The following is a 15,114-nucleotide window of genomic DNA, read 5'->3' on the forward strand; positions in this document are numbered from 1 at the left end:
GGGATGATGATGCTTCTGGCCTTGCCGGCCCTGGCCGCCGTGCAGGCTCCGGCCGAGCAGCCCGCCCTGACGCTGTCCGACGTCGCCCTGCACAAGGGCCGCTGGCCGTTCACCGGCTACTATCCCGACAGCGCGCAACGCGCCGGCATGTCGGGCCAGACGACCGTCCTCTGCCGCGTGGCCGCCGCCGGCGTCCTGGCCGACTGCCGCATCGAGGCGCTCGAACCGCAGGGCTACGGCTTCGACGGGGCGACGCTGAAGTTGCTGGCGGGCGCCCGCACCGACGAGACCACGCGCGCCGGGGCCCCGACCGAAGGCCGCCTGCTGCGTGTGTCGATCAGCTTCAAGGTTCGCCGAAGCGGCGAGACCAAGGTGACACCGCACTGATACGCTCAATTGTCTGAGTTAATTTGAGGTGGTACGTCCTCCGAAAGGGCCATGAGGCCCGCCGGAGGAAGCCCATGTCTCACGCCCCTGTCGCGGCCCTCGGCCTGGCGCTGTCTCTCGCCCTTGGATCGGGGGCCATGGCCCAGCCGATCACCCAGCGGTTCAGCGCCGATCCCTCGCCGCACGTGTTCGGCGACAAGGTCTATGTCTACGCCACCGACGACGCCTCGAACTCGGGCAAGTACTGGGACTCGACCTCCTGGCGACTCTACAGCTCGGTCGACCTGAAGACCTGGAGCGACGACGGCGCGTTCCTGGACGTGACGGTGTTCAAGTGGGCCAGGCCCGACGCCAAGGCCTGGGCGCCGGAAGCCGCGGCGCACAACGGCAAGTACTACTTCTACGCGCCCGTGGGCGGCGACAAGATCGGCGTGGCCGTGGCCGACCGGCCCGAGGGTCCGTTCCGCGACGCCATCGGCGCGCCCCTGGTCGACAAGGCCCGCGACGCAAACGCCGGCGACGAGCCCATCGACCCGCAAGTGCTGATCGACGACGACGGCCAGGCCTACATGCTGTTCGGCACCCGGGTTCCCAAGATCGTCAGGCTGGGCGCCGACATGGCCTCGCTGGCCGGTCCGATCGAGAACCTCGTGGTCACCGGCTATCCCGCCGACGACCCGAAGAAGAAGTACGGCGAGGCGCCGTTCCTGCACAAGCGCGGCGGCCTCTACTACTTCAGCTTCTCGACGGGATGGCCCGGCCAGATCGTCTACGCGACCTCGAGGACGCCGATGGGGCCTTATGCCTATCGCGGCGTGATCCTCGACTACCTGCCGATCTCGACCAACCACCAGGCCATCATCGAACGCGACGGCCGGTGGTGGCTGTTCTATCACGACAAGCTGCTGCCGGGCGGCGGCGACCATCGCCGCTCTATCACGCTGGCGCCCTTAAGCTACGGCCCGGACGGCGCGATCCTGCCGATCGAGCGGCCGCCGGTTCGCTAGGGGGCGTACTCGTTGCGAGAACAATTCTGCACGTCATCCAGGCCGAAGGGCCGCGTAGCGGACCACGGAGCCGGGACCCTGGGGCCACCTGCATTGCGCCGGCCCCTGGGTCCCGGATAAGCGCTTCGCGCTTTCCGGGACGACGAACGATAAATGATTGAAATCCTCAGATCCGACACCCCGCTCAATTGGGTCCGTTCCTAGAGCAAGAGATCCCTGGCCGCGGCCTCGAAGCCGCTCCAGGCGGCCGCCGCCAGGGCCGCGCCGGTGCTGGCGCGGCGCACGCCCAGGCCCGGCAGGTCGGCGACCTTCATGTCCGGTCCCCACAGCAGCACGTTGACCGGCTTGGGCGCCACGGCGGCGACGATGGCGGCGATGTCGTCGTACCTGGTCACGCCCGGCGCGTAGAGGCAGTCGGCGCCGGCCTCCGAATAGGCCTTCAGGCGCTCGATGGTCGGGGCCAGATCGTCGCGGCCGATCAGGAAACCCTCGGTGCGGCCCACCAGCATGACGTCCTGGCCCGAGCCGTCGATGGCCGCGCGGGCGGCGGCGATGCGCGCGATGGCGGTGTCCAGATCGTAGAGATCCTTGCCGACGCGGTCCTCGATCGACAGGCCCGCCACGCCGGTCTCGACCGCGCGGGCGACATTGGCCGCCACGCCCTCGGCTATCTCGGAGAAGCCCGCCTCGAAATCGGCGTTGACCGGGAGGTCGCTGGCGGCGACCAGTTGGCGCAGGTGCTCGATCACCTCGTCGACGCCGACCTCGCCGTCGGCGCGGCCCCAGGACCAGGCCATGCCGGCGCTGGTCGAGGCCAGGGCCTTGAAGCCGAGCTTCTCGAGGCGGACCGCGCCGCCGGCGTCCCACGGGTTCGGCAGCACGAAGAAGCCGTCCTGGTGCAGGGCCCGGAAGGCGGCGCGGCGGGCGGCGAAGGGCGTGGCGTCGGTCATCGATAGGCTCTCCAAACGAGTCGTCGCCGGGGCTTAGCAGCGGCGGCGCGGCATCATCCGCCCGGTTCTTGCTCATTCGTGTCAGCAGCCGACGTCCATGGACGAAAGCCCCGACCGGGCGTCGTCCAGACGATCCACCAGCCGTCGGGGCGACGCCAGAGCTCGGCCGCGCCGCCGGCCGCGAAATCCTCGCCCGCCAGCACGACGGCGTCGCGGCAGGCGGCCGGCAGGGCGGCGGGCCTGGGGCCACGCAGCACGACGACCTCGGCGCCGGCGCACAGGCCCTGCAGGACTTCGAAGGCCGGCGCGCGGCGGGTCCAGGACAGGCTGACGGCGACGGGGGCGGACGGCTTGGGCCGGCAGGAGACGCGATCACAGGCGAAATCCTTGCTGTCGACGGGTTCGAGGCCCCGGCGACGGACCCAGAGCTCGGCTCCGAAGCGGCGAGCGTCGGGGCGCAGCAGCACCGCCTGCCCGCTCCGGCGCGCCACGGCCGTCGTGCCGTCGGCGGCGATCCAGAGGTCGGGCGGGGTCGGGCGCGGCCAAAGGCTGACGGCCAGGAACAGCGGCGCGCCCAGCCAGCGCAGCCGGCCTTTCCAGAGGCACGCGAGCATGATCCCGAGGAACGACAACACCAGGGTGAAGCCCGGCGCGCTGGCCACCGTCTGCTGCGCGCCGTGGGCGCCGGCGAACCAGCGGGCGACGGCGGTCATCGCGTCGATGCCCCAGCCGGCCACGGCCAGGAACGGTCCGCCCAGTCCCAGCGGCTCCAGCGCCGCCCCGACCGCCAGGAACGGCATGATCACGAAGGACGACAGCGGCGAGACCACCAGGTTGGCCGGCAGGCCCCAGATGGCCACGCGGTTGAAGTGCTGCATGGCGAAGGGCCCCGTCGCCAGGCCCGCCACGAAGCTGGCGCCCACGCTGATGGCCAGCCAGGCCATGGCGGCCTGGGTGAAGCGGATCGGCCAGGGCACCGAAATCTCGCGCGGCTGGCGCGGCCAGGCTTCCGCCAGAGCGACGAGGGCGGCGGTGGCGGCGAACGACATCTGGAAGCCGGCCGCCGAGGCCTGCTCGGGCTGGGCGATCAGGATGATCAGGGCCGCCAGCGCCAGGCCGTGCAGGCTGACGGCCTGCCGGTCGGCGAGGATGGCCAGGAACGCCACGCCCGCCGTGATCGCCGCGCGCAGGGCCGGCGGCGGCGCGCCCGAGACGATCAGATAGGCGCCCACGGCCGCCAGGCCGGCCACGGCGGCGATCTTCTTGCCCGGAAAGCGCAGGGCCGCCCAAGGCCAGGCGGCGACCAGCAGCCGCACCGCGGCGAACACGAAGCCGCCGACGATGGCCATGTGCAGGCCGGAGATCGAAAGGATGTGGGCCAGGCCCGAGGCGCGCATGGCCTCGGTCTGCTCGGCCGTCACCCAGGCCTCATGGCCGGTGACCATGGCCGCGGCGATGCCGCCGCTGTCGGGGCCCAGCCGCTCGACTATGCGCGAAGCGAGGTCCCAGCGCATGGCGTTGACCGCCATCGCCAGCCGCAGCCGCCAGGGCGGCCGGTCGAGGACGGCGTCTTCGATCTCGCCGACCGTGAAGCCGACCCCGCCAATCCCGTTGAACCAGGCGTCGCGGGCGAAGTCGTGGGATCGCGGCGCGGCGGGCGGCGGCGGGGCCGACAGCATGGCCTTCAGACGCAGGGCCGAGCCCGGCGGCGGCGCGGTCGATCCTTCCGGCAGGCTGACGCGGATGCGGGTCGGCGTGGCGGCGGGCGCCAGACGCGAGACCGACACCGGCGCGACCAGCAGGCGCGGCCCAGCCGTGCCCGGCGAGACCACGTCGACGACGAATCCGTCGACCACGCGCACCCCGCGCTCCACCGGCATGACAGGGGCTGCGACGCGGTCGCAGCGGATCTTGCCGGCCGACGCCCCGCAGGCCGCGAACGCCGCCAGCGTCAGCGGAACGGCCAGGCCGCTCCAGCGCCGCCAGCCCCGGCTCCACACCGCCAGAACGCCCAGCGCGAGGGCGATCAGAGCCAGCAGGGACAGGCTGGGCTCGGCCTTGAGTTCAAGGTAGCCGGCCGCGCCCAGGGCGAAGGCAACCGGGCTCCACAACATCCATCGGGCGGCATTGAGCCGCGTCTCGTCGATCAGTTGTGTGACAAAGGTCGCGGGACTAGGACACCTTCGAACGGCCGTGCTAAGACGCGCCGCCCAACGGCCGGCGCGCGCGTCGCGCGCCGTCGGGCCTCCCGCCGCGCCCGCGGCCTCCAGACCGTCAGCTTCGAAGCCTATGTCCAGTTCCTCCCCCGCCCCCAGCGGCGTCGTCACCCGCTTCGCCCCGTCGCCGACCGGCTTCCTGCATATCGGCGGCGCCCGCACGGCGCTGTTCAACTGGTTATATGCACGCCATACGGGAGGGAAGTTCCTTATTCGCGTCGAGGACACCGATCGCGAGCGCTCGACCGACGCCGCCGTGGCCGCGATCTTCGAAGGCCTCGACTGGCTGGGCCTGAAGTCGGACGAAGAGCCGATCTTCCAGTACAGCCGCGCCGACCGCCACCGTGAGGTGGTGCAGGAGCTGCTGGCCAAGGGCCGCGCCTATCGCTGCTGGATGACCGTGGAAGAGCTGGAAGCCGCCCGCGAGAAGGCCCGCGCCGAAGGCCGCGCCATCCGCTCGCCGTGGCGCGACGCGCCGCCGCCGGCCGATCCGTCCGCGCCGCACGTGATCCGCTTCAAGGGCCCGCTGGACGGCGAGACCCTGGTCGACGACATGGTCAAGGGCCCGGTGACCTTCCGCAACATCGAGCTCGACGACCTGGTGCTGCTGCGCAATGACGGCGCGCCGACCTACAACCTGGCCGTGGTGGTCGACGACCACGACATGGGCGTGACCCACGTCATCCGCGGCGACGACCACCTGAACAACGCCGCCCGCCAGAGCCTGATCTACAAGGCGATGGAATGGGACGTGCCGGCCTTTGCCCACATCCCGCTGATTCACGGTCCGGACGGCGCCAAGCTGAGCAAGCGTCACGGGGCGCAAGCCGTCGGCGAGTTCGCCGACATGGGCTACATCCCCGAGGGCCTGCGCAACTACCTGGCCCGCCTGGGCTGGGGCCACGGCGACGACGAGGTGTTCAACGACGCCCAGGCCATCGAGTGGTTCGACGTCAAGGACGTGGTCAAGGCCCCTGCCCGCCTGGACTGGGCCAAGCTGAACTTCATCAACAGCCAGCACCTGCGGCAGGCCGACGACGCGCGCCTGACCGCGCTGACGCTGAAGGCCCTGACCGCCGCCGGAACCGACCTGCCGGCCGACGCCGAGGCCCGCATCGCCTCGACCGTCCCGCAGGTCAAGGAAGGCGCCAAGACCATCCTGGAGTTGGGCGAGCACGTGGCCTTCGCGCTGAAGGTGCGCCCGCTGACGCTCGAGGAAAAAACCGCCAAGCAGCTTTCCGAGGAAACGGTCGCGCGCCTCGCACGACTTCGTGAACATCTCGCGGCCGCTCCGGTGTGGGGCGTCGCGGAACTCGAGGCGCTGTTGAAATCGTTTGCTGAATCCGAGGCCGTAGGCTTTGGAAAGTTCGGCCCGCCGCTGCGTGGGATCCTCACCGGCGGGGCCCAGGCGCCCGACCTGAACAAGATCATGGCGGCCCTGGGACGGGACGAGTCTCTCGGCCGGCTTGACGATGCGCTGGCGTCGCGCGCATGAGGCGCTATAACGCACCCGCGAAATGCAAAACTGGACTGATCGTACCACTATTGAAAGGGTCTCTCGCATGACCGACAAAGCCACGCTGACGATCGGCGACAAGAGCTACGACCTGCCGATCCTCAAGGGCAGCACGGGTCCGGACGTTCTGGACATCCGCAAGGTCTACGGCGAAAGCGACCATTTCACCTTCGACCCGGGCTTCACCTCGACCGCCTCGTGCGAGAGCAAGATCACCTATATCGACGGTGACGCCGGCGTTTTGCTGCACCGCGGCTATCCGATCGACCAACTGGCCGAGAAGTCGTCGTTCCTCGAAGTCTGCCACCTGCTGCTGAACGGCGAACTGCCGACGGCCGCCGAGATGGCCAAGTTCGAGAACAACATCACCTACCACACGATGCTGCACGCGCAGTTCGACCGGTTCTTCGAAGGCTTCCGTCGCGACGCCCACCCGATGGCCGTCATGACCGGCGCCGTGGGCGCCCTGTCGGCCTTCTACGCCGACAGCATGAACGTCGACGACGCCCGCGAGCGTGAGATCAGCGCCCACCGCCTGATCGCCAAGATGCCGACGATCGCCGCCCGCGCCTACAAGTACACGATCGGCCAGCCGTTCGTGTCGCCGCGCAACGACCTGTCGTACTCGGAAAACTTCCTGCGCATGTGCTTCTCGGTTCCGGCCGAGGACTGGAAGCCGAACCCGGTCCTGACCCGCGCCATGGACCGCATCTTCATCCTGCACGCCGACCACGAGCAGAACGCCTCGACCTCGACCGTCCGTCTGGCCGGTTCGTCGGGCGCTCACCCGTTCGCCTGCATCGCCGCCGGCATCGCCTGCCTGTGGGGCCCCTCGCACGGCGGCGCCAACCAGGAAGCCCTGGAGATGCTCGAGCAGATCGGCACGGTCGACAAGATCCCCGAGTTCATCGAGGGCGTAAAGGCGCGCAAGCACAAGCTGATGGGCTTCGGCCACCGCGTGTACAAGAACTTCGACCCGCGCGCGAAGGTCATGCAGAAGACCTGCCACGAGGTCCTCGGCCAGCTGGGCATCAACGACCCGCTGCTCGAAGTGGCCATGGAACTGGAAAAGATCGCGCTGAGCGATCCGTTCTTCATCGAGCGCAAGCTGTACCCGAACATCGACTTCTACTCGGGCATCACGCTGCGCGCGATGGGCTTCCCGACCAACATGTTCACCGTGCTGTTCGCCCTGGCCCGCACCGTCGGCTGGATCAGCCAGTGGAAGGAAATGTTCGAGGATCCGACCCGCAAGATCGGTCGTCCGCGTCAACTCTACACGGGCTCGACCCAGCGCGACTACATCGACGTCGAAAAGCGCGGCTAAGCGCTTTTCCGGCTTCGGAAATGAAAAGGCCCCGGGAAACCGGGGCCTTTTTGTTTTGGCTACTAGCTTCTCCCCGAGAAACGGGAGAGGTGGCGTGGCGCGGATACGCGGCGTGACGGAGGGGGCGACGGCCGGCAATGAGCCCAGTCTCGCCCCCTCCACCACTTCGTGGTCCCCCTCCCCCGCTGCACGGGGGAGGAGCGGAGATAGCCCCTAGAACCGCAGGCCCACGATCAGGCCGGCATAGGTCTGGTCGTCGGCCATGCCCGTCTGCTTGAGGAACGTGCCCGAGGTCGTGTGGTTGACGATGCCGGTGACGGTGACGAAGGGCGAGACGGCGTAGCTGGCGAAGGCCGCCTGGCGCCAGCCGACATAGTGAGCCGTGCCCTCCAGGCCGCCGCGCAGCACCTGGCCGCCCAGGCCGTAGAGGCCGTCCTCGTCGCTCTGGCGCCAGAGGCCCGCCACCTGCAGGCCGGCGGTCAGCTTGGGCGCGGGCTTGAAGGTCAGCTGCGGCTGGATGGCCACCAGGTTGGTGATGCCGAAGTCTGTGCGCAGCGAGATCGGCTGCGGGAACATCTGGGCGTAGGAGTTCAACTTGCCGTCGTTGCGATCCTTGTCGCCGGAGGCGGCCTCCAGGCGCAGGCCCAGGCGCGGCGACCACGGGGCCTTGAAGGTGTAGCCGCCCATGGCCGAGACGTACCAGGCAGAGACGTCGAGGTCGCGGTACGCGCCGTCCTGGTAGACGCCTTCCAGATCGTAGTCCCAGGCGGCGTAGCGGCCGGCCAGGCGCGCCGAGTAGGAGCCGCGACGGTCGCGGCCGCCGGTGACGCTGTCATAGACCGCACCGCGCTTGTCGCTGTTGACGTAGAGCAGTTCCAGCTTGGGCGCGGTCGGCCCCTGCCCCAGCGTGCGCGAGGCGGTGACGCCGGCCAGGCGGTAGTCGAAGTTGGTGGCGTCGTCCCACGAGGTCTTGGCCTCGCGCAGGGCGTAGCCGTAGAAGGCGCCGCCGCTCCATCCGCCCTTCCGGTCGACCAGCACGCGGGCCATGTCGAACGAGGTGCGGCTGTTGGCGCCCTCGCGCATGTCGAAGACGCGATAGGCGCCCAGGCCCAGCTCCTGGCGACCGACGCGCAGGCGAACCTTGGCGTCGCCGACCTGGGCGTTGGTTTCGAGGAAGGCCTGGTGCAGATCCCAGCGGCTCACCTCGATCGGCGGCTCGCCGCTGTCCAGATCGATGCTGCGGGCGTCCTGCACGTCGACGAAGGCGCGCAGGCGAGATCCCAGGTGCAGGTCGCCCCAAAGGCGGGTTCGGGTCTGGATGTTGCCGTCCTCGTCCTGCAGGCCGCGGCCGAAGCGCTCGTTGCCGCGGTCTTCCAGGCGCAGGCGGAACTCGCCGCCCAGGCTGAGATAGCTGGTCTCGCCGACGGGGATGTACTTCAGCTTCGACCAGGGGGTCGTACGCCTGGCCGGATCGGCCAGGTAGCTCCAGTCCTCGTCGTGATTGATGAGCTTGAAGGCCGGCGCCTCGGTCGCCGCCGGCGGCGGCACGTTGCCGGGCGACGGGGCGTTCTGGGCGGGAATGGGCACGACGCGATCTTGCGCCTGGGTGGCGATCGGAGCGTCGGATACGGGCGCGAGCAAGGCGGCCGCGGCCATGGTGGTCAGCAGCATGGGTTTCCTCCAAGGGGGCGCGGTTGGCTCCGCGCTCTTTGGTTCTTGGCTTTAGGGGATGGGTTTATTCGGCGTCGGGTTGGGCCGACGGCACGGCGGACTTGAAGGCGTCAAGCTCCAGGCAGGCGGCCTCGATATCGGTCAGGCGGTTCCAGCGCAGGTCGACGCCGAAGCGGCGGGCGTTGCCCAGCTGGGGCACGAGCGCCAGGTCGGCCAGGCCCGGCGCATCGCCGAAGGCGAAGCGTCCCGAGTGGCCGGCCAGCAGCTTGTCGACCGCGCCGAGGCCTTCCTCGATCACGCCGGCAGCCCAGCCCTGGACGGCGGGCTCGTCGAGACCGAGATCACGCAGGCGGGCCAGGATCTTGAGGTTCTGCACCGGGTGGATGTCGCAGGCGATGGCCTGGGCCACGGCGCGGACCTGGGCCCGCTCGAACGGGTCGGCGGGCAGCAGCGGCGGCTCGGGATGGGTCTCGTCGAGGTACTCGACGATGGCCAGGGACTGGGTCAGCACGCGGCCGTCGCCGAGGGCCAGGGCCGGCAGCAGGCCCTGCGGGTTGATCGCCAGGTAGTCCGGCGCCCGCTGCTCGCCGCGACGCAGGTGGTGGAACACCTGGTCGGCGGCAAGGCCCTTGAGGCCCAGGGCGATCCGCACGCGCCACGACGCGGTCGAACGAAAATAGCCGTGCAGGATCATGGCGGTATCAGACTCCGGACTTCTTGCGCACGCCGCCGAGGACGAAGACGGCGAGCGAGGCGATGAGCGCGGGAACCACGGCCGTCAGGATGATCGAGCCGGGCGCCCACTTGTTGGCGAGGAGAGCGCCGCCGACCAGCGGGCCGACGATAGCGCCGATGCGGCCGACGCCCAGGGCCCAGCCCACGCCGGTGGCGCGGATGGCGGTGGGATAGACCGAGGCGGCCAGGGCGTTGCAGCCGATCTGGGCCCCGACGACACCGAAGCCCGACAGGGCCGCCCCCACCAGCAGGGTGGTCAGGTGCGTGCCGCCCAGGGCGATCACGGCGATGAAGACGCCAGAGGCGGCGTAGGCCGCGCCGAGCACGAGGTAGGGGCTGAAGCGGTCGATCAGCCGGCCCAGGGCGATGGCGCCGACGACGCCGCCGAGGTTCAGGGTGGCGGTCGACAGGATGGCCATCGACAGCGGCAGGCCCGCGCCCTTCAGCAGGGTCGGCAGCCAGTTCACCAGGAAGTACATGACGAGCAGGTTCATGAAGAACGCCACCCACAGCAGGCCCGTGACCGGAGCGCGGCCTTGCGTGAACAGCTGGGCGACCGAGAAGCCCTTGGGGGCCTGCGCCTGCTCGCCGCGCAGGTGGGCGACGAACTCGGCGGTCGAGGCGTTGGCGTCGATGCGCCGCACGATCGGGGCGATCTTGTTCTCGGGCGCGCCCTTGGCGACCAGAAAGCGCACCGACTCCGGCAGGAAGACCATCAGCACCGGAACCAGCAGCAGCGGCAGCACGCCGCCGAGCACGAACACCGAGTGCCAGCCGAACTGGGCGATCAGGCCGGTGGAGACCAGGCCGCCCAGGGTCGAGCCCAGCGGGAAGCCGCAGAACATCACCGTCACCAGCGTCGCGCGCAGGCGCTCGGGGGCGTACTCGCTGGTCAGGGCGATGATGTTGGGCATGGCCGCGCCCAGGCCGATGCCGGTGAGAAAGCGGTAGATCAGGAGCTCGTTCATCGTGCCCGAGGTCGCCGTCAGCAGGGCGAACAGGCCGAAGATCACGGTCGAGATCAGGATGATGGTCTTGCGGCCGAACTTGTCGGCGGCGGGGCTGAGCAGGAAGGCGCCGACGGTGAGACCCAGCAGGCCCACGGCGAAGATCGGGCCGAAGGCGGCCGGGGTCAGGCCCCAGTCTTCGGCGATGCGCGGCGCGACATAGGCGATGGCCTGGGTATCGAACCCGTCGAGCATGGCGATGACGGCGCAAAGCGCGGTGACGCCCAGCTGCAGCGGGCCGAACCTCGCCCGGTCGACAACGGCGTTGCCCGCCGTCGCTTCAAGAGTAGCCATTGTCGTTTCCTCTAAGAGGGGGCGGCTCTGCTGGCCGCTCCCCTCGTCCCTAGTCTTGATGGATGCGGATCAGGCCGCGGGCGGTCCGACGGTGATGTTCAGCGGGGCCAGGCCGTCGATCGTGACGAGCATGGCGTCGCCCTCGACCACGGCGCCGACGCCGGCCGGGGTGCCCGTGTAGATCAGGTCGCCAGGCTCGATGCGGTACAGGCCTGACAGGTAGGCGACGATGTCGGCCACCGGCCAGATCAGGTCGGCCAGGTCGGCCTGCTGCTTGGTCTGGCCGTTCACCGTCAGCTTGATCTCGCCCTTGGTCGGGTCGAAGCCTTTGCCGGCCCTCTGGATCACGCCCAGCGGCGAGGACTGCTCGACGTTCTTTCCGGTGTCCCACGGACGGCCCTGGGCGCGGGCTTCCAGCTGCAGGTCGCGGCGGGTCATGTCGAGGCCGACGGCGTAGCCCCAGACGTGGTCCAGCGCATCTTCCACGGCGATGTCGCGGCCGGTCTTGCCGATGGCGACGACCAGTTCGGCCTCGTAGTGGAAGTCCTTGGTCTTCTGCGGATAGGCGATCGTCGCGCCGTCCGGCACGACCGTCTCGGCCCAGGCGGTGAAGAAGAACGGCGGCTCGCGGTCGGGATCGCGGCCCATCTCGCGGGCGTGGGCGGCGTAGTTGCGGCCGACGCAGAAGATGCGGCGGACCGGGAAGTCGTCGCCGGTGGAGGTGGCGGCCAGGACCGGCGCCTGGGGTTCGAAGATCAGGCTCACAGGTTTTCTTCCTTGTAGAGGTTCAGCTTTTCCTGGCAGGCCTTGTCGGAGTAGCCGAACAGGACGAGCTGGCTTTGGGCCTTGAAACGGACCGTCTTCCACGACGGGACGACGAGGATCTCGCGGGGCGTAAGAGCGATGGTCTCGCCCTCGACGACCGCTTCGCCCTGCCCTTCCACGACCACGAAGATCGTGCCGTCGGTGGCGCGGCGGTCGCGGGTTTCGAAACCGGCCGGCATCAGCCGCACATGCGCCGAGATGGTCGACATGATCGGCCCGCCGTTGACGGGGTTGAGGAACTCCAGCGCGTGGCCCAGGTGCGGATCGATCTCCGCGCCCCTGGCCATGGCGTCCAGCGCCGGCCGCCACTCCGCGTAGGGGTAGTGGAACAGCGGCTGGTGGGCCGGGCGGCGGTCGGCGACGTGGCCCTTCAGCGGACGCATGTTGCGGCCGTAGCGGTTGAGGCTGTCGCCGGCGGGAACCTGCTGCGGGAACTGGTCCTCGCTGTAGCCCTCGGCGAAGCTGGCGTCGAAGTGGCGGACGGTAGGGATGTCCAGCCCGTCGAGCCAGATCATCGGCTTGGACGTCGGATTGCCGTGGTCGTGCCATTGGCCGCCGGGCGTCAAAACGAGGTCGAAGGGCCGCATCACGGCCTTCTCGCCGTCCACCGAGGTGTAAGCGTCCTCGCCTTCCAGCACGAAGCGCAGCGCGCACTGGGCGTGGCGGTGGGCCGGGGCGATCTCGCCCGGCAGGATCAGCTGCAGGCCGGCGTACAGGCTCGGCGTGATGCTCGACAATCCGCCGAGACCCGGGTTTTCCAGGATCAGCACACGCCTCTCGGCCTGCTTGGCGCTGATCAGGTCGCCGGCCCGCATCAGGTAGTCCCGGGCGCTGTCATAGGACCACTTGTGGACCTTGGCCGGCGAGTCCGGCTGGGGCAGCACCAGGGCGCTCAGTTTTTCCCAGAGCGGATAGAGGCCTTCCGGCTCCATCTGCTCGTACAGCGCCTCGAGCTGGCTGCGCTGGTCGTTGCGAAGCACTTCCATCAGGCGGCTCCCGGCAGGCCGACGTGCAGCAGGCCGCCTTCCAGCTTCACCGGGAAGGTGCGCACGGCCACCGAGCACGGAGCGCCGACGGCGGCCCCGGTCTTCACGTTGAACGTGCCCTGGTGGAGCGGGCACTCGATCAGCTCGCCGTCGAGGAAGCCGTCTGCGAGGCTGGCCGCGCCGTGGGTGCAGAGGTCGGCGGTGGCGTAGTATTCGCCGTCGACGGCGTAGAGAGCCACCTTCAGGCCGCCGACCGTGGCGGCGGCGACGCCGAACTCTTCGAGGTCGGACGGCGGAACGGCGGGCGCCCAGGTCAGCGCCGCGTTTTCGATGACGTCGGTCATACGGGGTACACCAAGCTGTTGGGGAGCATTTCGGAGTCGAAGACCACCACGCGCTCGGCAAAGCGCAGGCGGCCCTCGTCGGCCACGATCAGGTCGTGGCAGACCGCCGAGAGGACGATCTCCGAGGGCTTGTCGATCAGGGTCTGGACGAGCAGCAGGTTGTGGCGCGTTCGCACCCCGCCGTTCTCCTCGCCGACAATGCGCGGAGCGGTCGGGAAGCGGCGATAGTAGCGCGGCGCGTACATCTGGGTGCGGGTCAGGCCCGTCACCCGGTCCTTCAGCATGCCGCGGCTTTCGGCCTGCATGGTGCTGAGGGTGTAGCCGGCCTCGAAGTTCTCTCGCGGGATCACCCGATAGAGGCAGTCCTGCATGAAGAACTCTGGCCAGTCGTGCAGGCGCACCTCGTCCAGGGCTCCGTAGTAGTCGTCGTAGAGGTCGCGGATCGCATCGCGCGTGATCGCGGCCGGACGGTCGGTCAGGGTCGTGCTCACAGGCCCATCACCTTTCGCCAGTAGCGGTACATGCCTCGGACCGCGGTCTCGGTGACCTGGTGGTCGGTGCTCTCGATGGCCCGCCCGCCCATCTGCAGGATCATGTGCGCGTCGGGAGACGGCGTTGCGCCCTGCTGGGTCATCTCCAGCACTTCGCCGTCGTCGGCCGAGACGAAGCCGGCCGGACCGAAGAGGTTGGCCTGGCGCGTGCGGCGCAGACGCATCTCCGGCGTGTCGTCGGCGTAGCACCAGTGGGTCCAGTGGAAGTCGAAGCCGTCGGGGCCCTTGGGCACGATCTGGCGGGTGGTCAGCGAGTTGACCTGCTGCTGCAGGATCACGCTGGGGAAGATGGTGATCATCCCCACGGTCTCTTCGCCGGGGAACTCCTGCACCACGTCCATGACGCGCGGATCCTCAAGCACCAGGTCGCCCTGGAAGTTGCGGATGTCGGCCATGGCCTCGGTCTTTTCCTGCTCGCCCTTGCGGGAGATCAGGATGCCGTGGCGGCCCTCGTCGTCGATATCGACGGCCGACTTCTGGTCGGCGCGGAACAGGCCGAAGGTGGCGAAGAACACGTGCAGCAGGCCCGCGTGGTACGGGTCCTTGATGTTCTCCTGCATCTGCTTCCAGTTGGCCGGAATGTGCTGGCGGTTGTAGCCCAGCACTTCCAGCTTCCGGCCGTCATAGACGCGCGTGTAGTGCTTCCAGAACTTCTCGCCGAGATAGTCGCGGAAGGCCGGGGTCTCTTCGGAGAAGGTGGCCCAGACGACGCCGTTGACTTCCTCGACGCGCAGCTTGGTCAGGCCGTTCTGCTTCAGGTCGAAGTCGGCCGGCATGCCGCCCTGGCGCTTGACGCCCCGGCGGAACGGCACGCCCTGCAGGTCGCCGTTCAGCGCGTAGGACCACTGGTGATATGGGCAGATCAGTTCTTCTGAGTGGCCAAAGCGCGCCTGGCAGAACTTCACGCCCTTGTGGGCGCAGCGGTTCTCGACGACCGAGATCTCGTTCTGCGCGCTGCGCACCATGACGACCGGACGCTCGCCGAGGGTGGCGGTCTTCCAGTCGCCGACATTGGGGATCTCGCACTCCAGGCCGACGTACAGCCAGTGCGGGCCGTACCAGATCTTGCGCAGTTCCTCGGCGTAGATCTCGGGGTCGGAATAGACCCAGTACGGAACGGCGGCGTCCGCATCGACGGGCCATAGGCGGCCTTCGGGGGGACGAACGGGGATGGTCATGGGCAGCTCCCAGACGGTGATCGAAGCGGCGATCTCACGTCGCCATTGACCCTCACCCTGTCGTGGGTTTTGATCCATGTCAAATGCATTGCATAATATGCAACGCGAGAGGAAGCACAC

General features: G+C 69.2%; 14 protein-coding genes and 1 pseudogene. 5 read left to right on the forward strand and 10 right to left on the reverse strand.

Features of this window, described 5'->3' with window-relative positions:
* Positions 1-3: 3 nt before the first annotated feature.
* The 3 genes and pseudogenes from C1707_RS18660 to C1707_RS27210 form a co-directional block, all read left to right on the forward strand.
* The gene (locus C1707_RS18660) at positions 4-387 is read left to right on the forward strand and encodes a TonB family protein (protein ID WP_101715432.1); all 384 of its coding nucleotides are present in this window, start codon (positions 4-6) and stop codon (positions 385-387) included.
* Between the two features lie 74 nt (positions 388-461).
* Positions 462-1,394, forward strand: a complete 933-nt coding sequence (locus C1707_RS18665) for a family 43 glycosylhydrolase (RefSeq protein ID WP_101715431.1) — start codon at positions 462-464, stop codon at positions 1,392-1,394.
* A gap of 53 nt (positions 1,395-1,447) precedes the next feature.
* Positions 1,448-1,511 (forward strand): annotated as a pseudogene (locus C1707_RS27210) (hypothetical protein); the annotation flags it as partial.
* Positions 1,512-1,594: 83 nt separating this feature from the next.
* Here the strand turns inward: C1707_RS27210 and C1707_RS18670 are convergent.
* Together C1707_RS18670 and C1707_RS18675 are read right to left on the reverse strand one after the other, a co-directional pair.
* Positions 1,595-2,344, reverse strand: coding sequence for an isocitrate lyase/PEP mutase family protein (locus C1707_RS18670; RefSeq protein WP_101715430.1), 750 nt, complete (start codon positions 2,342-2,344; stop codon positions 1,595-1,597).
* A gap of 53 nt (positions 2,345-2,397) precedes the next feature.
* Entirely contained in the window at positions 2,398-4,458 is a 2,061-nt protein-coding gene (locus tag C1707_RS18675; protein WP_101715429.1) for a ComEC/Rec2 family competence protein, read from the reverse strand.
* Positions 4,459-4,633: 175 nt separating this feature from the next.
* On the opposite strand from C1707_RS18675, the gene gltX reads away from it, so the two are divergent.
* Both gltX and gltA read left to right on the forward strand, forming a co-directional pair.
* On the forward strand, positions 4,634-6,055 hold the full coding sequence (gene gltX, locus C1707_RS18680; protein WP_101715428.1) for a glutamate--tRNA ligase: 1,422 nt from the start codon (positions 4,634-4,636) through the stop codon (positions 6,053-6,055).
* A 67-nt stretch (positions 6,056-6,122) separates the two neighbouring features.
* Positions 6,123-7,403, forward strand: a complete 1,281-nt coding sequence (gene gltA / locus C1707_RS18685; RefSeq protein ID WP_101715427.1) for a citrate synthase — start codon at positions 6,123-6,125, stop codon at positions 7,401-7,403.
* Between the two features lie 213 nt (positions 7,404-7,616).
* On the opposite strand, the gene C1707_RS18690 is transcribed toward gltA, so the two are convergent.
* The 8 genes from C1707_RS18690 to C1707_RS18725 form a co-directional block, all read right to left on the reverse strand.
* Positions 7,617-9,074 carry an alginate export family protein gene (locus C1707_RS18690; protein ID WP_101715426.1) on the reverse strand — a complete coding sequence of 486 codons (1,458 nt, stop codon included), beginning with the start codon at positions 9,072-9,074 and terminating at the stop codon, positions 7,617-7,619.
* Positions 9,075-9,138: 64 nt separating this feature from the next.
* Positions 9,139-9,768, reverse strand: a complete 630-nt coding sequence (gene maiA, locus C1707_RS18695) for a maleylacetoacetate isomerase (RefSeq protein ID WP_101715425.1) — start codon at positions 9,766-9,768, stop codon at positions 9,139-9,141.
* A 7-nt stretch (positions 9,769-9,775) separates the two neighbouring features.
* Positions 9,776-11,110, reverse strand: coding sequence for an MFS transporter (locus C1707_RS18700; protein ID WP_101715424.1), 1,335 nt, complete (start codon positions 11,108-11,110; stop codon positions 9,776-9,778).
* A gap of 69 nt (positions 11,111-11,179) precedes the next feature.
* Positions 11,180-11,875 (reverse strand): fumarylacetoacetate hydrolase family protein, encoded by a 696-nt coding sequence (locus C1707_RS18705; RefSeq protein ID WP_101715423.1) that lies wholly within the window; start codon positions 11,873-11,875, stop codon positions 11,180-11,182.
* Positions 11,872-12,921, reverse strand: a complete 1,050-nt coding sequence (gene gtdA / locus C1707_RS18710; RefSeq protein ID WP_101715422.1) for a gentisate 1,2-dioxygenase — start codon at positions 12,919-12,921, stop codon at positions 11,872-11,874. Before gtdA ends, C1707_RS18705 begins: the two co-directional genes overlap by 4 nt.
* Positions 12,921-13,265 carry a non-heme iron oxygenase ferredoxin subunit gene (locus tag C1707_RS18715; RefSeq protein WP_101715421.1) on the reverse strand — a complete coding sequence of 115 codons (345 nt, stop codon included), beginning with the start codon at positions 13,263-13,265 and terminating at the stop codon, positions 12,921-12,923. Before C1707_RS18715 ends, gtdA begins: the two co-directional genes overlap by 1 nt.
* Positions 13,262-13,756: an aromatic-ring-hydroxylating dioxygenase subunit beta gene (locus C1707_RS18720; RefSeq protein ID WP_101715420.1), complete on the reverse strand. Its 495-nt coding sequence runs from the start codon at positions 13,754-13,756 to the stop codon at positions 13,262-13,264. Before C1707_RS18720 ends, C1707_RS18715 begins: the two co-directional genes overlap by 4 nt.
* Positions 13,753-14,994, reverse strand: coding sequence for an aromatic ring-hydroxylating dioxygenase subunit alpha (locus tag C1707_RS18725; RefSeq protein ID WP_101715419.1), 1,242 nt, complete (start codon positions 14,992-14,994; stop codon positions 13,753-13,755). The genes C1707_RS18720 and C1707_RS18725 overlap by 4 nt, the downstream gene beginning before the upstream one ends.
* Between the last annotated feature and the right edge of the window lie 120 nt (positions 14,995-15,114).

Source organism: Caulobacter flavus (genome assembly GCF_003722335.1).
GTDB classification, from domain to species: domain Bacteria; phylum Pseudomonadota; class Alphaproteobacteria; order Caulobacterales; family Caulobacteraceae; genus Caulobacter; species Caulobacter flavus.